This window comes from Ghiorsea bivora (assembly GCF_000744415.1).
GTDB classification, from domain to species: domain Bacteria; phylum Pseudomonadota; class Zetaproteobacteria; order Mariprofundales; family Mariprofundaceae; genus Ghiorsea; species Ghiorsea bivora.
The window spans coordinates 72,791-92,433 of the sequence record NZ_JQLW01000009.1 but is presented as its reverse complement, the minus strand read 5'-3'; the positions used below and the strand labels follow the sequence as shown (position 1 = coordinate 92,433).

Annotated in this window: 20 protein-coding genes and 1 tRNA gene; 20 read left to right on the top strand and 1 reads right to left on the bottom strand. The window is 40.4% G+C overall.

Annotated features, from left to right (window positions below; all coding sequences use genetic code 11):
• The first annotated feature begins 38 nt into the window (after nucleotides 1–38).
• From DM09_RS07620 to DM09_RS07560, 13 genes are all read left to right on the top strand, one after another.
• Nucleotides 39–1,028, top strand: a complete 990-nt coding sequence (locus DM09_RS07620; protein ID WP_038249440.1) for a sulfotransferase family protein — start codon at nucleotides 39–41, stop codon at nucleotides 1,026–1,028.
• Nucleotides 1,021–2,448, top strand: coding sequence for an O-antigen ligase family protein (locus DM09_RS07615; protein WP_038249438.1), 1,428 nt, complete (start codon nucleotides 1,021–1,023; stop codon nucleotides 2,446–2,448). The genes DM09_RS07620 and DM09_RS07615 overlap by 8 nt, the downstream gene beginning before the upstream one ends.
• Nucleotides 2,445–3,542 (top strand): glycosyltransferase, encoded by a 1,098-nt coding sequence (locus DM09_RS07610; protein WP_081881153.1) that lies wholly within the window; start codon nucleotides 2,445–2,447, stop codon nucleotides 3,540–3,542. The genes DM09_RS07615 and DM09_RS07610 overlap by 4 nt, the downstream gene beginning before the upstream one ends.
• Nucleotides 3,539–5,257 (top strand): carbamoyltransferase C-terminal domain-containing protein, encoded by a 1,719-nt coding sequence (locus DM09_RS07605; protein ID WP_038249429.1) that lies wholly within the window; start codon nucleotides 3,539–3,541, stop codon nucleotides 5,255–5,257. The genes DM09_RS07610 and DM09_RS07605 overlap by 4 nt, the downstream gene beginning before the upstream one ends.
• 3 nt (nucleotides 5,258–5,260) lie before the next feature.
• Nucleotides 5,261–5,983: a WecB/TagA/CpsF family glycosyltransferase gene (locus DM09_RS07600; RefSeq protein ID WP_038249426.1), complete on the top strand. Its 723-nt coding sequence runs from the start codon at nucleotides 5,261–5,263 to the stop codon at nucleotides 5,981–5,983.
• A 264-nt stretch (nucleotides 5,984–6,247) separates the two neighbouring features.
• Complete coding sequence (locus DM09_RS11145; RefSeq protein WP_051938298.1) at nucleotides 6,248–7,897, top strand: glycosyltransferase family 4 protein; 1,650 nt, start codon at nucleotides 6,248–6,250, stop codon at nucleotides 7,895–7,897.
• A gap of 83 nt (nucleotides 7,898–7,980) precedes the next feature.
• Nucleotides 7,981–8,700, top strand: a complete 720-nt coding sequence (locus tag DM09_RS07590) for a transposase (protein WP_038249423.1) — start codon at nucleotides 7,981–7,983, stop codon at nucleotides 8,698–8,700.
• Nucleotides 8,701–8,837: 137 nt separating this feature from the next.
• On the top strand, nucleotides 8,838–9,083 hold the full coding sequence (locus DM09_RS07585; RefSeq protein WP_038249420.1) for a ribbon-helix-helix domain-containing protein: 246 nt from the start codon (nucleotides 8,838–8,840) through the stop codon (nucleotides 9,081–9,083).
• A gap of 2 nt (nucleotides 9,084–9,085) precedes the next feature.
• Entirely contained in the window at nucleotides 9,086–9,433 is a 348-nt protein-coding gene (locus DM09_RS07580; protein ID WP_038249419.1) for a type II toxin-antitoxin system RelE/ParE family toxin, read from the top strand.
• A 184-nt stretch (nucleotides 9,434–9,617) separates the two neighbouring features.
• Entirely contained in the window at nucleotides 9,618–9,806 is a 189-nt protein-coding gene (locus DM09_RS07575) for a hypothetical protein (RefSeq protein WP_157753656.1), read from the top strand.
• Nucleotides 9,807–9,900: 94 nt separating this feature from the next.
• Nucleotides 9,901–10,146, top strand: coding sequence for a type II toxin-antitoxin system antitoxin VapB (vapB, locus tag DM09_RS07570; RefSeq protein WP_038249417.1), 246 nt, complete (start codon nucleotides 9,901–9,903; stop codon nucleotides 10,144–10,146).
• A gap of 3 nt (nucleotides 10,147–10,149) precedes the next feature.
• Complete coding sequence (gene vapC, locus DM09_RS07565; protein WP_081881161.1) at nucleotides 10,150–10,551, top strand: type II toxin-antitoxin system tRNA(fMet)-specific endonuclease VapC; 402 nt, start codon at nucleotides 10,150–10,152, stop codon at nucleotides 10,549–10,551.
• Between the two features lie 345 nt (nucleotides 10,552–10,896).
• A complete protein-coding gene (locus tag DM09_RS07560) occupies nucleotides 10,897–12,096 on the top strand; it encodes a Fic family protein (RefSeq protein WP_051938296.1) in 1,200 nt (399 codons plus the stop codon).
• A 422-nt stretch (nucleotides 12,097–12,518) separates the two neighbouring features.
• On the opposite strand, the gene DM09_RS07550 is transcribed toward DM09_RS07560, so the two are convergent.
• A tRNA-Arg gene (locus DM09_RS07550) sits at nucleotides 12,519–12,595 on the bottom strand.
• Nucleotides 12,596–12,716: 121 nt separating this feature from the next.
• Between DM09_RS07550 and DM09_RS07545 the strand changes: the two genes are divergently transcribed.
• From DM09_RS07545 to DM09_RS07515, 7 genes are read left to right on the top strand one after another with little or no spacing between them, the layout of a single operon-like run.
• Nucleotides 12,717–13,520 (top strand): ABC transporter ATP-binding protein, encoded by an 804-nt coding sequence (locus DM09_RS07545; RefSeq protein ID WP_038249409.1) that lies wholly within the window; start codon nucleotides 12,717–12,719, stop codon nucleotides 13,518–13,520.
• 14 nt (nucleotides 13,521–13,534) lie between these two features.
• Nucleotides 13,535–14,302 (top strand): MlaE family lipid ABC transporter permease subunit, encoded by a 768-nt coding sequence (locus tag DM09_RS07540; RefSeq protein WP_232507783.1) that lies wholly within the window; start codon nucleotides 13,535–13,537, stop codon nucleotides 14,300–14,302.
• 12 nt (nucleotides 14,303–14,314) lie between these two features.
• Nucleotides 14,315–14,767 carry an outer membrane lipid asymmetry maintenance protein MlaD gene (gene mlaD, locus DM09_RS07535; protein ID WP_038249403.1) on the top strand — a complete coding sequence of 151 codons (453 nt, stop codon included), beginning with the start codon at nucleotides 14,315–14,317 and terminating at the stop codon, nucleotides 14,765–14,767.
• An 8-nt stretch (nucleotides 14,768–14,775) separates the two neighbouring features.
• Nucleotides 14,776–15,375, top strand: a complete 600-nt coding sequence (locus tag DM09_RS07530; protein WP_157753654.1) for an MlaC/ttg2D family ABC transporter substrate-binding protein — start codon at nucleotides 14,776–14,778, stop codon at nucleotides 15,373–15,375.
• A 37-nt stretch (nucleotides 15,376–15,412) separates the two neighbouring features.
• Nucleotides 15,413–18,445 (top strand): YhdP family protein, encoded by a 3,033-nt coding sequence (locus tag DM09_RS07525; RefSeq protein ID WP_081881151.1) that lies wholly within the window; start codon nucleotides 15,413–15,415, stop codon nucleotides 18,443–18,445.
• Between the two features lies 1 nt (nucleotide 18,446).
• Nucleotides 18,447–19,175 carry a DNA polymerase III subunit epsilon gene (gene dnaQ / locus DM09_RS07520; RefSeq protein ID WP_038249395.1) on the top strand — a complete coding sequence of 243 codons (729 nt, stop codon included), beginning with the start codon at nucleotides 18,447–18,449 and terminating at the stop codon, nucleotides 19,173–19,175.
• A gap of 1 nt (nucleotide 19,176) precedes the next feature.
• Nucleotides 19,177–19,623 carry an arsenate reductase/protein-tyrosine-phosphatase family protein gene (locus DM09_RS07515; RefSeq protein ID WP_038249393.1) on the top strand — a complete coding sequence of 149 codons (447 nt, stop codon included), beginning with the start codon at nucleotides 19,177–19,179 and terminating at the stop codon, nucleotides 19,621–19,623.
• Nucleotides 19,624–19,643 lie beyond the last annotated feature (20 nt).

Genomic DNA, 19,643 nt, shown 5'->3' with positions numbered 1-19,643 from the left:
AAAAGGAGCCCTCATATTTTTGAGTCTTGTAGATAAATTTGAATAAAATAAAAAATAGCCGAAATATAAATCAAACCTTAATAAAAGCTAAGTTACCTTTAGTGATGGTTACATATGCTGATAGAGTAATACAGCTATTGAACCTATGGCGCTTTAGATACCCTCTTGCCTGCAGGATAAAACGAGAAGTCAGCGAACCTTTTTTTATCATAGGTTGTGGTCGCTCTGGGAACACCCTTCTTCGATCCATGCTTTGTGCGGGCGAACAGGTCTCAATTCCTCCAGAATCATATGTTTGGCCCAGAATTATTCGCTTGTTTAAAGCATACTCCCATTTGCCGTGGGACAGGTTGTCAGCTCTAATTATCGGTGAGTTTGAAGCATATAAAGAGTTTTATACGTGGGATATAAACCTTGCTTTGGCTCATAGAAAAGTGAGGTCTTTACCTGTCCAAGAAAGAAGCTTATCGTCAATTATTGATGTTGTTTATCAAGAGTACAATCTCCAGAAAGGAGATGGTTACGTTCGATGGGGAGAGAAAACACCAATTAATACAATTCATATCGGGAAGGTATTTAATGTTTTCCCCAAGGCGCAGTTTGTTCATATTGTACGAGACCCACGAGATGTGGTTTGCTCTTATGTGTCAGCGGGTCTTTATGACTCGTATAAAGATGCAGCGAAATTTTGGAAAGCATCGGTTTGCAATGCTCTTTCATTGTCTAGGAAAATACCAGCGGAACAGTTTCTTCAAGTCCGATATGAGGACTTGGTACGTGAGCCAGAGCCAAACCTTTCGTGTATATGTAGTTTTTTAGGGATAAAGTATAGCCCTGCGATGAATGAGTTTTATAAGGCGTCTGATAAACTTGGAGATGTTGGCACGCATAATCATCACGATAATATTTCAAAGCCGCTTACCACATCTTCAATTGGAAAGTACACAAGTATTTTGTCCCCTGATGAGGTATTGACTGTTGAACAAGTGGTAGGAAAAGAAATGCTTAAATACTTTAAGTATGCGTAATAGTCTTTCGATAGGTAAGAGAGGGGCAGGCTCTGTTTTAGCAGGTGTAAGGCACAGGGCTGGTGCATTCTTAGCGATTTGTGTATTTATTATAGTATTAAATATCCAGGGTGTTTTGGTTAGAAATACAGGTGTTTCATTTCTTAACAGTATAGATGAACTTTTTTTACTGATTTTGTTTTTGTTTTTGAGCGTTGCTTACTTATATAATGGAACATTCCACATATCTCTTGAAAAGCACTTTAAATATTTTTTGCTGTTTTTATTTATATCCGTTGCGTCAGTTTTTTTAAATTCTAATAATGTACTTTATGGTGTTTTTGGATTTATCGAAGTTACAAAAGGATATATGGCTTATGTAATAGGAAGGCACCTTTTGCTAAGCCATAAAAAAATAATTTTGTTAGAAAAACTTGTTTTAGGCCTTATTTTGCTCCATATCTTTGTTGGCTTCCTTCAAGAGTTGCTTGGTGGCTCCTTATTAAATTTTTTTATAGACCGGGTGGATGTACGTTATGGTATAACGAGGGTATCGGGCCTATTTACATCTGTAAATGTTTATGCTGATTACATGGTCTTCTTTTTAGCATTAATTCTTGGTTATAGGATTGTAGGGGTTAAAATTTCACGCAAGAAGTTTTTTGCTCTTATAGGTATCGGCGTGGTTGGAATAGTATTGACCGTATCTAGACAGGCAATAGCTGGCTTGATGATTGCTGTGATGCTATCAGCACTTCATATCTATGGTGTTTCTTTATTTGTAAAGTTAAAGAAATTGCTAGTTTTTTTTGTAATCATGATTGTAATTATTTTTGCAGGTATTACTTCAAATGCTGGCAACAAACAATACACGGTTATACCCGAGGGTGAATACCTTAGGTACTATGCCACCTTTAAATCATTAGAAATATTAAGTGATCATCCTTTTGTAGGTGTGGGTGGGGGCTACTTTGGTGGTTCAACGGCACGTATTTTTAATAATAGTAAAATATATGATGAGTATGATTTTAAATTCGGTGGTTTTTCTTTTGAGGAAATGGCAACGATTGATACATTATGGCCACAAATTTGGGCTGAGTATGGTTCTTTAGGGCTTCTGTTCTATCTCTTTATTTTCTTGTCAATTTTAAGGTATAATAAAAAATGTTTTCATGTGGCGCCACGAGGTGTCAGAGCATATTGTTGGGCACTACATGTCATTGTGATTTATTTATTGGTAACCTCATTTGCTGGACCAAAGCTAACAAACCCCGTGATAGCTTGTTTCTTTATGCTACAGATAGGGCTAGTCCAAGCCTTTATTAAAAATAAAATTTTACTCCAAATTGAGGTCAACACTATACGCTATGTTTCAATGAAACATCAACAGAAAGGATTTCTTGAAAGCGAGTCTCCAATAAGGAGAATAAAATATGAGTGATATGTGTGAAAGGAAGTGAGGTGAGAATACTGACGATTTCTCCCATGTACCCCGATGAAAGGTTTCCTGGTTTCGGGGTGTTTGTGCACGGTCTTGAAAAGGAAATAAGTCGGAATCACCCCGTGTTATTTATACATGCGGTACGAACATATTGCGCCGGATCAAAATTTAAAAGGATAGCATCTTATCTTTGGTGGGTGTCTCGTGTGTTTATGGTAGGGTTGTTTGGAAGGTATGATGTTATCCATGCACATACTGTTTATCCAGCAGGTTTTTTGGCAGTGCTTATTTCATTTGTTCGCAGGAAACCTGTACTTATTACAGTGCATGGGTCTGATATATGTCTTGTTGATTCTAAAAGAAGCTATGTGAAATGGATGACAAGATTTGCATTTCGCCGTGCAAATTGCGTTCAGGTGGTTAGTCAATTTATTAAAAATAAAGTGATAGATTTTGATGCAAGCGTCATTAAAAAGGTGTTTGTGCAAAGTATGGGCGTGGACACACGTGTTTTTTTTCCAGAAGAGAGCGTTGTTCAAGATGATGATTTGAAATTAATTTTTGTTGGTAATTTGGTTAGGGAAAAAGGATGGAAGACAGCATTTAAGGCAGTGCATTTATTACACAAGCGAGGAGTTAAATGTACGCTGAATGTCTATGGGGATGGTAGGGATAAAAAGACAGCGATTGAATGGATTAAAAAAAACAAGGCTTCCCAATATATTTGCTTGCATGGCGCGGTAAAACCAAAGGCTGTCGCTAAAGCAATGCGATCAGCTAATGTATTTATATTCCCATCAATGTATGAAGAAGCTTTCAGTTTGGTTACTGCAGAAGCTTTAGCGAGTGGATTGCCTGTAGTGGTATCATTGAAAGGAGCACTTCCAGAATTGGTTAAAGATAAAAGTGAGTCATGTATGGTTGAAAATTACGAGGACTTTGAAGCTTTTGCTGATGCGTGTGAAAGGGTGATTAAGTCTAAAAAGAAGTTGAATGAGAACCCTGAAAGTTTGCTAGATGCTGCAAATTCAATATGGTTTTCATCTAGAAAAGTTATTGGCGTTTATAAGAAGATGTTAGAGGGTGAAAAATGAAAGTATTAGGTATTCATGATGGACACAATGGTTCGGCGGCACTGTATGAAGACGGTGTGATTCTTGCCGCAATTCAAGAAGAGCGTCTATATTATCAAAAGAACTGGACAGGTTACCCCGAGCAGTCAGTTAAGTGGGTGCTTGAGTCAACAGGTACAGCACCATTAGATATTGATGCAGTTGTGTTTAATGGTCACCATATGCCTAAAAAACTTTCGAAAGATGAAATGATTGAAGCTCATAAACTCAGATGGGATATGAAGGCTAAGGTAAAATCTTTTCTAAAGAAAGGAGTTGTAGGGCAGAAATTTACTGAGGCTAGACAGAAAGAGCGTATTCAAGATGCAGTATCCTCTGGATTTTTGGCATCTCAAGTTGAGTTTATCGATCATCACAAGTGTCATGCTTCTGCGGCATATCATGGCTGGGGAAGGTATGATGAGCCAATCTTGGTGTTAACCTGTGATGGTGCTGGAGATAGAATTTGTGCGTCGGTAAATATTGGAGAGAAAGGTAAACTAACCCGTATTTCAAGCGTGCCTGAGACTGAGTCAATAGGAAGTCTTTATGCTTGCATTACGACCGTCATGGGGTTTGCTCCTTTAGAACATGAGTATAAATTGATGGGGATGGCTCCTTATGCTGATCCTAAGTATGCGAAACCAGTGGCAGATATTTTTAGAGAACATTTTGCGTTTAACCCAGATGATAAGCTAACATGGAAAAGGGTTGCTGGGTCACCGCCTCCATATTTTGGGTATTGGTATTGGCGAGATAAACTCGCGGGTATCCGCTTTGACTCTATAATGGGAGGACTTCAAATTTTTGCTGAGGAGTTCATTGCTCAATGGGTTGAAAACTGTATTAAACATACGGGAGCTAGTAAGGTGGCATTGGGTGGCGGCTTTTTTATGAATGTGAAAGCCAATAAAGTTATAATGGAATTAGATGCAGTTACAGATATGTTTGTATTTCCATCATGTGGTGATGAAATGAATGCTCCTGGTGCTTGTTTTGCCTATGCTTCAGATAAGGGCGAGGGAATGGGTATCCCCGCACTTGAGAATATTTATTGGGGCCCTTCTTATACGGATGATGAGATTAAAGGGTGCCTAGATGCATATAGCCGAAAAGATGAGGTGATAGCTGAGTATTTTGGGGAGAAAGTAAACTCGAAGGTAGCCTCGCTATTGGTTGATGGGGAAGTAGTTGCTCGTTTTAGCGGTAGAGAAGAAATGGGTGCTAGATCTCTTGGTAATAGAGCGATTCTTGCAAATCCTACAGATTCAGAAGTCATTACACTGATCAATAAAATGATTAAAAAAAGAGATTTTTGGATGCCTTTTGCGAGTTCGATTAAAATAGAACACAGGCATGACTATTTAGTGAACCCTAAAGATGTTAGCTCACCATATATGATTCTTACATTTGATACTACGGATGAAGGTCAGGAGAAGTTGCGGGCAGGAACACACCCTCAAGATAAAACAATTAGACCACAAGAAGTTAGTCAAGCTAGCAATCCTGACTATTGGGATTTAATTAATAAGTTTGAAAAGTTGACAGGGCAAGGTGGAATTCTTAATACCTCTTTTAATCTGCACGGGCTACCAGTTGTGCATACGCCTGAGCAAGCACTGGATGTTTTTTTAGATTCAGGTCTTACTTCTTTGCAATTGGAAGGTTACTTGGTGAGAAAGGTTAACGGAGAATAAAAGGTGGTATGTCAAAAAAGAGTTAAGATAGCAGGGCTAGAGGTTACGCCCTTTCAAAGTATGGATGATGCACTGGGCTCAATTTTTAATACTGATGGATCTGTTAGGTCAGCATTTGCCTTGGCAATGAATGCTGAGAAAGTGATGAGCTCTCGCTCGCACCCTGAAGTGAAAGCGGTATTGGAACTGGCAACGCTTCGTTATGCTGATGGTACAGGTGTTGTTTGGGCGCTGCGTAGAAAGGGTGCTGTGTCAGTGAAAATTGCTGGTTGCGAGCTTTGGGAGCAAGTCATGAAACGGGCAGGTGAAAGTGCTAGTTCGGTATTTCTCGTTGGTGCAGAACAGTTTGTTTTAGAGTCAACTGTTGACAAGCTTAAAAGGTTATATAAGGTTAATATTGTGGGATATGAAGATGGTTTTTTTCAATCAGAAAAAAATCTTCTTGATAAAATAACACACCTTAAACCTAATATCATCACTGTTGCCATGGGCTCACCAAGACAAGAAAAGTTTATTTCCAAGTGTCGCGAATTACATCCAAATGCTTTTTATATGGGTGTGGGTGGAACTTATGATGTTTTTACTGGTAAAGTGCTACGTGCCCCTGCATGGGCATGCAGAAATCATATTGAATGGCTTTATCGGCTATTTCAAAGTCCAAAAAGAGTCAAAAGGCAGCTGCTACTTATTCCCTTTATGCTTTTGCTGCTCTCTGGAAAATTGTGAGAGAGTGTAAGTCTTCTTTTACTTTAAATCAAAGGGTCAGCCAGCTTGATTTAGGGAAAAATACTGGCCAAAGAGGGTATTAATCAAGCTGATGCCTTAATTTTTCTTCAAGATATACAGAGCTTATCGTTGACAAAAGTTGGTGCTGATATTTCGAACATTGCGAATAATGCCTATACATGGGAGATTGTCGCCCAACGAATACTTTAAGCTGATTGTAGTGGTCCAGTAAAAGTATAGATAGGGGAGATTTAAGGGGATATCGTGGCGTTTGAAGATTTAGGACTTTTGTTTTTTACGGCATTGATTTTGTCGTTATTTTTAACACCTGCAACGATTACTTTAGCGCAAAAGATAGGTGCCATGGATTCGCCTGTGGATAGAAGCGTGCATGATTGCATTATGCCACGTATGGGCGGGCTGGGTATGGCCGTAGCTGCTATTGTTTCATTATCATTATTTGTAGCGTTAAACCAAATTTTGATTGGTTTCTTGTTGGGCGTGGTGATTATTGTTTCTACCGGTGTATTGGATGATCTGCATGGCATTAGCCCTGCCAAAAAGATGTTGGGTCAGATTTTAGCCAGCATAGTATTTTTAGAGCTTTCAGGTTTAAGTTTGAATACATTAGGCAATGTGCTGGGTTTTGGTACGATAGATTTTCCTCCAAGCATTGCTTTTTTGGCTAGCCTCTTTTGTATGGTGGGTCTTATTAATGCCTTTAATTTATCCGATGGTTTAGATGGGCTTGCGGCAGGCATTACGATTATCGCAGCATTTTTTATGGGTACCTTTGCGCTTGAAAGTCAAAACTGGCTTTTATTGTTTGTGCTTGTGGCATTTACGGGGGCTATCTTTGGATTTCTTAAATTTAACACCTACCCAGCCAAACTTTTTATGGGCGACACGGGAAGTTTAACGCTGGGTTTTTTTATGGCATCAGCGCTTATGTTTCTGGTTGGTTTTGAGGGTGCAGTTAGTGTGCCACCAATATCGATAGCTATTATTCTGGCGCTTCCAGTTTCAGATACCTTATTGGTGATGTCGCGGCGTATTTTGCAAGGCAAAAGCCCTGTGTCGGCAGACAGAACACATTTGCATCATCGGCTATTGGCTGTGGGATTTTCGCATTCTGCTGTTGTGACCATGATTTATCTTTTGGCTTTCTTTTTTGGTTTGCTGGCGTTGGTCTTACATGAGTACCCAGAATGGTTACAATTGGTCATAGGTTTAGGTGTGTGCGTGATTCTGTATGGTGTGCTGAGCCTATGCGAGTTATGGGGTTGTAATGTGCACAAATATTCATTTGCCTATAAGCGGCAAGGGGAGCGTATAGACCTTGCGACCATGATGGGCAAAAGTATTAAAGGATTAAGGTTTGCTGTGCTTATCGGGTTGCTTTTTCCGTTGCCTTTTGTTGTGGCAGTCCCTGAAGCTACACACAACTTGCTTTTGGGTGTATTTGTATTGCTTTTATTGGCTTACCCTTGGAAAGAGCATACCCAACGTTTAAATATTGTTTATGGTTTGTTTTACTTAACAGGTATTACAATTTTATTTGTGTGGAATATTTCCTCTTATCAAGGTTTTTCATTTTCATGGTATGTCGTTGCCTTTGTGGTTGTTTTATTCATTTGGTCCATGTTTAAAATTATATTTAAAGGGCACAATGAGGTTTTGATGACCTCGGGTTTGGAAATTATTTTACTGTGTGTTTCATGGTTTGTTCCGTTTACTATTTTACCTGTGTTGGGTGTTTCAGAAGAAATGATGGCTGCCGCTAAGGCAGCGTGTTTACAAGCTGTACCATTATTGATCGCTATGAAAATTGTGATTCGTAAACATCCTGACCGAAATCACCTGCTTTTAGTTGGTTTGTTGGTTATTCTTTTGCTGATGTTGGTTGTGTTGTAAAGGTTAAAAAATAAAAATCAAATCAAGGCAAATCAAGGGGTCAGCCAACTTGATTTACGGCAAGCGTTTGGTATATTTTGATCATGGCTAGGTTACCTCGTATTGTTATCCCAAATCATCCGTTGCACATTATGCATCGTGGAAACAATAAGCAGGATATTTTTGAATCTAAAAAAGATATGCATCGGATCAAAGAGGATATTGCAGAGGGTTTGGTTAAAACGGGTTGTCGGCTGCATGCCTATGTCATTATGACGAATCATTTGCATCTCCTTATTACGCCGCCAGATAAAAATAAGCTTAGTACATTTATGCAGACAATGGCGAACCGATATGTTCGATATTTTAATGCTTCACGCCATAGAACGGGAACCATTTGGGAGGGGCGATTTAAGTCGTGCTTGATTGATAGTGAGACCTATCTTTTTGCGCTTTATCGATATATTGAAATGAACCCCGTTAAAGCACATATGGCTGAAAAGCCTGATGCCTATCTATGGTCAAGTTATCGGCATCATGCACTGGGTGAGAAGGATGACTTAATTACAGAGCATCAGTTATATCAAAATTTGGGAGCAAACCCTAGGCAGCGGGCTAAAAGCTATAAGGATATTCTAGCTGTGCAAAATAGCCCTGAACAAGATCTGCAAATCACAGAAGCTACAATGCGGGGAGAGGTTTATGGTAGTAGTGAAACACATGTTAAGCTTGGCAGGCTAATTTCTAGACCTACCAAGCTGATTGCGCATGGGGGAGACAGGAAAAGTAAAAACTATAGGGTAATCCAAAATCAAGCTGGCTGACCCCTTGATTCTGTAAGAAAGTATTGCTTGATGATGTCATTGTTCACGGATTTACCTTTCAGGCGCAGTAAAATATATTGAACATTATCTTTACATGCGTTATGGTCGAGTAAACTTGAAGCAGGAGGTGATTGGAAATGACTGCCACAAATATCAATGTAAGAATTAAAGGTGAGTTACAAGCGCATCTGCAACAGCAAATTGGGGAACATGGACTGTATGACAATGCTAGCGAATATATACGTTTTCTGATTCGAAGTGATTTAAAAAGTAGAAGCGAGTCGTGGGCGTGGTTGAAAAGGGAGTTAGAGCCTGCTTTGAGGGCAGATGAGGGTGCATTCCTTGCGGTTACGGCGGAAGATGTCATTCAGCGTAATAAATAGTGGTGTCCACCTATCTGTTTTTTCCACCTGCTGATAAATCACAGGATGATATATGGCGCTACAGTTGCGGTGCGTGGGGAGAAAAACAAGCTGAGAAATATATCATAGGCTTACACCATCACCTGCAATTACTATCAAAAGAAAAAGAGATTTGGCGAGCTCTTCCTGCAAACCTTGTCGTTCCTCAAGACTTGGATTTGAAGGTATATTTCAGTCAATATGAGCATCATTACCTATTTTTTCGTGAATTGTCTATAGGTGCAATAGGAGTTATGACGATATTGCATGAAAAATCCGATATGCCTGTTCGTCTTTGTGAGGATTTGAGGAAAATTGGCGTAGTGGGGTAGTATGGGGTCGGATCAAAGTAAATCATTGATAGATATTAAGAAAGAAATATCCATTACTGATGTGGATAAATATGACTGGCAGGTTGCTAGGAAGGGAATAATGCAGTTTTATAAGGAAGTTCTGAAGTGAGTATACAACACGTTGGGGTTCTACCCCGATTTCCATGAGATTGTGGACGGTGTCGTGCATTCATACCCGTTTTCTGAGGTTTATCCTCAAGCCAAAGTTTGTCGCTGCGAGCATCATTATATTTTCTACATTCATCCAGATGATAGGCAGCCTGTTATCATCGTTGTATTACATGAACGCATGGATATTTTGGTGCAGCTTAAAAAACATTTGATTGGTACGACCTTCGGACAAGGTAAATAGCAATCAAGCTGGCTGACCCCTTGATTTCCTGATTTCTTAGTTGACAGTGTGAAGCTGTGGTATATATTTTTTGATATATATCAGGAGATGTGTGATGAATACAGCTAAGATTTTTCAAAATGGACGCAGTCAAGCTGTCCGACTACCGAAGGAATTTCGGTTTGAAGGTGATGAAGTTTTTGTTCATAAAGTGGGGAATGCAGTGGTGTTGCTACCTATTCAACACAGTTGGGACACCTTGTTTGAGTCGCTCAATCAATTTTCTGAAGATTTCATGTCGGATGGGCGGCAACAGCCTTTGCCTCAGCAACGTGATTTTTCCTGCTTCGATAAAGGTTGAATGATGTATATGTTGGATACCAATATTTGTGTTTATTTGATTAAACATAATCCGTTTCAGGTGCGTGCACGATTCGAAAAATTGCAGCCTGGTGATGTTTTGCTCTCATCAATCGTATTGGCTGAGTTGATGTATGGCATATCGAAGAGCCGATATAAAGAACACAATCTGGCTGCGTTAGAAATGTTTCTTATGCCTTTGGAAGTGATGCCGTTTGAAGAACATGCAACAGGAATTTATGGTGATATTCGTGTGGAACTTGAGCGTTCGGGTCAGATGATTGGTGGCAATGATTTGTTTATTGCGGCTCATGCACTTGCCCTGAACGCCACTTTGGTGAGTAATAATGTGAAAGAATTTTCTCGTGTACCCAAGCTCAGCCTTGAGAATTGGGTGGATGAATAAGGCGAAGCCCCTACTGCATTATAGTTGCACGTTTTATCATGGAGTATAGAGGTGGTGAGAAATGGCTGTCCCACAATCAAGCTGGCTGACCCCTTGATTTCTATCAAGCTGGCTGACCCCTTGATTTCTGATATCCTTGATTTCTTGTCCTGCTTCCCCGCCTATTGTATTAAAGGAGCAGGTTAATTTTGGATGCTTATTGATTGGCACACTCAATCAATAAAAGGCAAATTACTTTTAAAACAAGGGCAATGTCAGTGAAATACTTTTTAGACTGACAATATTTCGCCATAAAATGTCAGTATTTTGATTGCTTTTACTGACATCCCATATACTGTTTCATTTATGAAGTGGAATTGGCAACAAAAAAACTGGCCTGATTTTATATACTCTGGCAAAGCTCTTGATGAATTCGAGCGCGTTTTTTTGGTTGAATCTTCCAAGTTGGTGGGTGCTACGGCAATTATTAATGAAGAAGAGGGTAGGAAATTCACGATTGACCTTATGAGCGAAGAGGCTTTGAAAAGCTCAAAGATTGAAGGTGAAATCCTAGACCGTGATAGTGTAAGCTCATCATTGTTACGTCAACTTGGGTTTGCTCCTCAATATAGTGATCATAGAGCCAACGATAAAGAAAAAGGCATTGCTGCACTGATGGTGGATAACTATGAGACTTTTGACCAGCCCCTAAGCCATGAAATGATGTTTAACTGGCAATCGAATATTATTGCAGGGTCATGGAGAATCCAAGATATTGGCAAATATCGAACCAGTAAAGAGCCTATGCAGGTTGTGTCAGGCTATGAAGGTCATTACAAAGTTCATTTTGAAGCACCACCTGCAGTTAGTGTTCCAAAGGAAATGGATGCTTTTATTGCGTGGTACAATGATTCGTCACCCCAAGGTACAAACCCCATTTCACCGCTGATTCGCGCAAGCATTGCGCATATTTACTTTGTTTCTATTCATCCTTTTGAGGATGGTAATGGTCGAATTGGTAGGGCATTAAGTGAAAAGGCATTAGCGCAGTCTATTGGTAGACCTGCATTGGTTGCCTTGTCGCATGCGATTGAGAAGAACAGAAAGGAATACTACAAACAATTAGAGCAGAATAATAAAGAACTTACGATTGATTTATGGATGTCTTTTTTTTCTAAAACTGTTCTACAAGCAGTTAATCACGCACAAAAGCTTGTGCGATTTACAGTGAATAAAACACGGTTCTTTGACAACGTTCAACAGCAAACCAATGAAAGGCAAGCCAAAGTCCTATCGAGGATGGTTGCAGCGGGCATGGATGGCTTTGTGGGTGGCATGAGTGTGAAGAAGTATATGAAAATGACAGGAGCAATTGAACGGACAGCTATCCGAGATATTCAAGCACTTGAAAAGCTTGGTGCGTTTACCAAAACAGGCAAAGGTAGAGGCGTGCGATACTGGCTAAATTTAGGTGAAGAGTTTGAAACCGAAAAGAACAAGTTTCTAAGGGAACAAAAAAGCACTAAACGGTTAAGTGGGATACCCTCAGAAAGTAGACATCCATAAAGGTTTTCTACTTATAAATGCAGACACTTATGGGTGGATTACCGGTTACCTAAGCTTTCTTGTTGTGTTGCGGCATCACACCATTTCTTGCTTTCTCAGGATGATGCAAATCAATTGATTGCAAGGCAAAGAGAAATTATTGAAGATCATTGGTTGCAAGTTTGTGATGAAGCTGGCTTAAGTGAGGTTGAGCGAACTAGTCTTTGGAGAAGGCAAATTTTAAATCCTTTTGCTTTTGAAGGTTGAATGCTTAACCAAGAAACCCTAAGTGGATTGTTCGCCCATCCTTTGGGAAGATCTTGTGACCAAACTCGATTTAAATCATTGATAATGGAAACAAGAGGTTTGGTCACAAAATGGTCACAAATTTCTTCCAGAAGAAGAATCTATCATTTGTAACTTGTTGATATTAAAAATAAAAATGGTGCACCCTAGTGGATTCGAACCACTGGCCCCGAGCTTCGGAGGCTCGTGCTCTATCCAACTGAGCTAAGGGTGCATTTGTTGCATGTTCGCAATATAGTGTAGGGCTTTGATAAAGCAAATATGCACATGAATATTTTTTAAGTTGCGCCTTATACTATAGAAGGTCTATATTCCGCTTATGGTTAGGTTTATTTATGATTAAAACACAAGCCTTAGTGCGGGCTTTTGATGGCGTTAAAGCCTTAGATGGTATTGATTTGCATATCGAAAAAAAGAAAGTGACAGTAATTATGGGTGGCTCAGGCTCGGGTAAAACCACTTTATTGCGGTTATTGGCGGGTTTAGAGGCACCTACCTCTGGCTCGGTTTTGTTTGCTGGCGAAGATTTAACCAAGGTGAGCAAAAAACGTCTGTATGAGTTGCGTATGCGGGTGGGTATGGTATTTCAATACTCTGCCTTGCTGAATTCTTTGAATGTGTATGAAAACGTGGCATTTCCTTTGCATGAACATACAGCGTTGGATGAAAGTGTGATTCAAACCATGGTGACCATGAAATTAGAACAAGTGGGTTTGCGTGGTTTTGAATGTATGATGCCTTCGCAACTTTCAGGTGGCATGGCCAAACGTGTGGCATTTGCACGGGCATTGGTGATGGACCCAGAGGTTGTTTTTTTTGATGAACCCACATCAGGTTTAGATCCGATTTCCGCGGGTGTGGTGAGCACATTAATCCATGAAACAACAGCCAAAACACGTATGACATCTGTGGTGGTTACCCATGATGTGCAAGCTGGTTTGTCCATTGCCGACCATGTGATTTTGTTATGGCAGGGTAAAGTGATTGCTGAAGGTGATGCTGAAAGTATCCAACAAAGTGAAGACCCAAGAGTACAACAGTTTATTAAAGGTGAACCCAATGGCCCGATTCCTTTTTCGCGCAGTCAAACTGCTTATATTGATGACTTGATGCATAAACCTGGCTGCGTAAGGATATGATGATGGAAGGCATTGTGAATATAATCGGACAGCTTGGGCGCAATGTGATGCAAAGTATTGCTAAGCTTGGTGATGCAACTTTATTTGCATTGGCAACATTACGTCTTTTCTTTGCTAAACCTTGGCAGGGTAAACATTTTGTGATGCAAATGTATGCGGTGGGTGTTGGTTCATTGATTATTATTGTCATCACAGGTGCGTTTACGGGTATGGTATTGGCTTTGCAGGGTTACCATATGTTGGTGAAGGTTGGTACGGAAGCTTTGCTGGGTCCTTGGGTTGCTTTATCACTTATTCGTGAGCTGGGCCCTGTGCTAGCAGCGCTTATGTTTGTTGGGCGGGCGGGTTCAAGTATTACGGCTGAGATAGGTATTATGCGGGTGACCGAGCAAATGGATGCTTTGGAGATGATGGCGGTGAATCCGCAAGCAAGGGTGATGTTAACGCGTATTATTGCGTGTGCGATATCCTTACCATTATTGGTGGCTATTTTTGATATGGTTGGGCTGTTTGCAGGTTATTTGATTGGTGTGGAAATGCTGGGTGTGAATGGCGGGGTGTATATTGGAGAAACCATCGATAAGGTTGGCATGATCGATATACAGGCAGGTATAACCAAATCCATCTATTTTGGATTGTTGGTCGGCATTATTTGTACATATATGGGACAACGGGCGACAGCAACGACCGAAGGTGTGGCTAAAGCCACCACGCGAGCTGTGATGCTTTGTTCGGTGATGGTATTGATTCTCGATTATATTATTACATCGTTTTATCTTTAGGAGATGCAGGCTATGAGTGGATATAAAAAGATTGAAATGGTCGTGGGTATTTTTGTGCTTATTGGTGTGATGAGCATAGCTTGGTTAGCCATTGAGTTGGGTGGCGTTGGTGGGTTGGGCAGCAATGGTTATAAACTTGTGGCTGTATTTGATGATGCTGGCGGCGTGCGTAAAGGCAGTGATGTGATGCTTGCGGGTGTACCCATAGGGCAGGTGGTTTCAGTAACACTGAAAGATAATGAAGAAGCTGAGATGGTTTTTAATATTAAAGAAGGTGTATTGATTGCTTCAGATGCTACTGTTTCGATTCGTACCAAAGGGCTGATTGGTGAGAAGTTTGTGCGTGTAAACCAAGGCTCTGAAGAAGATTATTTGGCAGAAGGTGATGAGTTTGAAGATACAGAGTCTGCGATTAATATCGAAGATTTGATCAGTAAATATATTTTTAGTGGAGAAACAAAATGAGAATATCCATGAGAAAGATGATATTGGTATGGGTGATGGTTTGTGTGATGCCTGCGCTTGGTTTGACCAATGAAGATGATCCAAAAACTGTTGTTGCATCAACAATCCAATCGATTATTGATGTGTTAGAAGCACGTGCAGATAAAGATAGTATTAGCGATGAGGACAGGGAAAACATTCGTAAGGTGGTTGCGGGTAAGTTTGATTATCGCGAAATGTCGCGACGCAGTGTGGGTAAACCATGGAAAAAGATGACAGCTGAAAAACAAACTGAATTTACAGAGCTGTTTCGCCAAGTATTGGAGTATTCCTATGGCAATCAGTTGGCAGGTTATCACGGGCAGAAGGTTGTTTTTGAAAAGGCAGACTTCAAAAAAGATAAAGCTAGAGTGAAAGGTGCTGTGATTGATGATAATAAAACCATACCCATGGAATATCGATTGCATCAAACGCCGACAGGCTGGCAGGTTTATGATATTAAAATTGAAGGTGTAAGTATGATTACTACATTTCGTAAAGATTTTAAGTCGATTATCAAAAAGAAAGATGTTGATGGACTGATGCTTACCTTGCAACAGAAAATTGATAAATTAAAAGCCAAAGGTTAGGTCATACGCTTTTTTTGTTCAGTTTTTTTGAATCATCATGTTAAAACTTTGTTTGATTCGGGGCTGCCGCATCATGTTGATGCTGGCATTGTTTGCGCTGTTATCCCTAGCTTTACTTTTTATTTCTTCACCGAATATTAATAATTTTAAGCCATATGTTGAATCTAAGCTTGAAAAAACACTGCATGCTCAAAAGGTGGATATAAGCCAACTACAGTTGGCTTGGCATGCAGGACCGGTGTTTGATATAGGGCAGGTGTTTATTGTTGCCCCGTCGTTTGTGGTTGAAGATGCAAATATTCGGCTGTCTTATGATTTATTTGATATCTTTTTAGGAAGTTTAGCACCTGAAGTGATGATGCAAGGTGGTCATATTGGGTTGAATCTGGATGTAAAAAGTGAACAAAATTCCCAACCCCTGAATGTAAAATTCACACTTGAAGACATGGATATTTCATGGACTTATAAGCAAGAAAAACAAGTGCTGTACGATGCAAACCTATACATCAAACCTTTTGCACAGGATGTGCTGCTACAAGCCAAAGGTTTGCTGGTGCACGTTGTGATGGATCAAAACTTCTTACCAACATTGGTGCGTTTAAATATTGAAGATTTTTCTGGTTTACCGAGATCTTGGCTGGCTTATGCACAAGGTTTATCTGCCGTTCATTTTAAGCTACAAAAGCAGGGTAAGTTGGCGTGGCAATGGGACTTCGATATTCAAGGTAATCAAGCTTTAGTTGCGGTAGATGCAGTACATTTACGGGTGCCTTTTGAACATTTTATGGGGCAAGGTGATGTGCTTTTACAGCAGGATAAAAGCTTATCATTGCGTATGTTTCATGCAAAAAAACTACAATGGAAAGCCAAGGATAGTTTTGCCAATGCGCAGCTCACATGGGAAAATGACAACTTACATTTGCAAGTTTTTGATGCTGCAACCACCATGCCTAAGCTTTGGTCTTGGTTGTGGATGTTGGGCGGTGATGATTGGCATGATTGGTTGACGGGCATGCAGCATGGCAGGGTTGAAAATGTTCATGGCAGCTTAGATTTACCATGGTCCAAACCATTACTTTCGGGTTTGGCTAATGCCCAATTTTCTGATATGACATACCATGTGAAGACACAAGTATCAGGTGCGGATATTGCTTTGGGTTTGGCAAATGATTATTTGTACCAAGTCAAAGCTGATGTTGAAGTCGATGAACAAAAATTACATGCCGTGATTCATCAGGCGGATTTGAATGGTGGTATAGGTTTGGTCTCGGGTGATTATCAAATTACTTGGAAAACATTGTTGATGGAAATCAATGCAAAGGGTGTTGCCGATGTTGGTAAACTGCATACATGGTTAGCGCCAAATTCAGCCCAAGCTTTACACTGGGGTGAATCACCTGCCAAGGCAGAAGTGCAGATGTCTTGGTATGCCAACAAGAAAGAGCCAGAAAAAACCATTGTTCATTTTTATCCTGATGGCAAAGCGTGGGTGCTTAAACCCAATGGTATTGTTTTGAAAGTTGAATCAGGCATGGCTGTTTGGGATTATAATCGTGGTTTAGATTTGAACAATATGCAGGTCAGTACGCCTTGGTTTGATGGTAAACTGAGTATGTTCCTCGATAAACAACAAGCTTGGGCTTTGGATCATTTGTCATTAACGGGTTTTGCGCCTTTGGCAAAACTGACCCATGATTTTTCTTTGCCGATTATAAAACCGCAAGGTGAAACAACATTTGTGCTTGATTACCAAGACCAGCAATGGAAAGCAAACTTTGATTTAGAGAAAAATACTTGGAAAAGTTTTGCAGGGTTTGCCAAACCAAAAACCAATAAATTATTTTTAAACTTGAAAGGTAATCCAACATCAAAGGGTTTATTGCCTATACATATGCGGCACATGCAAGTGGAACAGGATGGGTTTAATCTTGATGGTGAATTGACGATTACACAGGATAAGTTGGACTTTAATTTTAGACATATTCAAACAGCATTGTTTGATGGAAAAATGCGCTTGCTTTTACCGCTGGATTCACAATTGTCATGGGGCATTGAAGCCAATGCTAGCTTTATAAATAAAAAACTCTTGCAACCGTATTTGCTAGAAACACCAGATACAGTAGTAGATACGACATCACGCCCGTGGCAAGTGTTTGTGCAGACCAAGACATTTATTTGGGATAAAAGTAAACTGAAAAACGTACAATTTCAGTTTAATTCGAATAGGCATGGTACGGGTACATTTAGCGCAGCCACAGCTGACATTGGTGCATCCCACCTGCAAAATGTTCAAGCTTCTTTTACCATGTTGGAACACGGTAAAATTGATTTGCATTATTTGGAGGCTGATGGCTCTGATCAACATGTGATGATATCGGGCTCGGTTAGCCCCAAACCCGATGATGTGTTTGCTTGGCAAGGTTTGGCATTGTTATCGGGTAAGTTTGGTACCCTCATGAAACAAGCTGAGCTGGATCAGCTATTTAAAGAAGGTGATATGCAATCACTGTTTTTGGGTAGTGGTGCGTTTAAGCTGGGTGAACCTTGGTGGCGCGGTATGCAAGGAAGCCTGCGTTTACGTATTGATGATGGACGTATTATGGAGGGGGGCACCTTGACCCACCTTTTGGCAGCAATAAGTTTGGTTGATTTGCCCAAATACTTTGTGTTGCAGCGGGGAGATATTGTAGGTGAAGGTTTGTTTTATGATAAATTACAAATTGAAGCTGATTTTGATGCCGAAATATTACATATTAAACAACTGGCATTAAGATCATCGGCATTGGATGCTGGCGGCACCGGAAAAGTGAACTTGGATACAGGTGATTTGGATATCCTATTGATTGCAAGGCCTTGGCAAAATATTGAGGCGATTATAGGTAACATACCCTTTTTAGGTTTTATTTTGGCAGGAGAAGATAAAAGTTTTTTGCGTAAAGTGTACCGTATTCATGGGCCAGCTTCGGATGCGGCAGTGGATGAGTTGAACCCTGAAGATGCGGGTTTACCCCAATCGGGATTATTAGAAACTTTATTTTCATTGCCCAGTCGTTGGTTTGGAGAGCAATAAGATGCGTTTAATTATGTTGGATACAGAAACCACAGGTCTTTCACCGCAGCAAGGTGACCGTATGGTGGAAATTGGTGCAGTCGAAGTATGCAATAGAGATATGAGACAAACACGTACTTTCCATCAGTATATTAATCCTGGTCGAAAAATACCTGCAGAAGTGGTGCGTATTCATGGTATTGATGATGCTAGAGTGAAAGATGAGCCACGTTTTTCAGCTATAGCACAAGATTTTTTGGATTTTATCCAAGGTGGAACATTGGTTATCCATAATGCACCTTTTGATTTGGGTTTTATTATGAATGAGCTTGAGGCATGTGGTATGCCGAATATTCATGATATGCCAGTGATTGATACATTGGTGATGGCAAAGAAACAGTTTCCACGGCAAAGAAACAATTTGGATGCCCTGTGTGACCGCTTTGAGATTGCACGTGGTCACCGCGAACTGCATGGCGCATTGTTAGATTCCGAACTATTGGGTGAAGTGTATTTGGCCATGACAGGGGGCAAACAGTTTTCTTTGGGTATGGATACAGGTGTGAAACCCGCCTCAGAATATGTGCAACTAGCCTCAGCGCAGCGCGAAAGAAGCGAACAACGAGAAACAGCACAATTGATGCGCCGTCCAGCGATAAACATTCGTGAAGAAGATAAAGTAAGGCATCAAACCTTGATGCAACGCATTGCCAAAGAAAGTAATGAACACGTTTTATGGAGAGAAGGATAATATGTTTTTACCAACACCAATCATGATGGTTTGCGCAGGTAATATTTGCCGTAGCCCATTTGCTGAATTTTATATGCGTAAGCAACTTGAAGAAAAAGGGTTGCAAGGTGAAGTGTTTAGCCGAGGGCTTTTGATGATGCAGGGTAAACAAGTGCCTGAAAAGGGGCTGAAGATTGGTTTGGAGTTTGGCGTGGATATGTCATCACATATGTCCTCTGCATTGCTTGCGCCTGATATGGACAGGGCAGCGCTGGTATTGGTCATGGAACCCGAACAACGGACACATCTTATGCAGAAAAGACCTGAACATGTGGGTAAGGTGATGATGTTATCCCAGCCTTGCGGTGGCAAAGTGATTGATGACCCTATGGGTAGATCAGAAGAAACATTTCGCCGTGTATATGGTGAAATTGCAGATTGCGTGGATAGGTGGGTTAGCCGCTTTTAACTTTTTTAAACATTAACAGT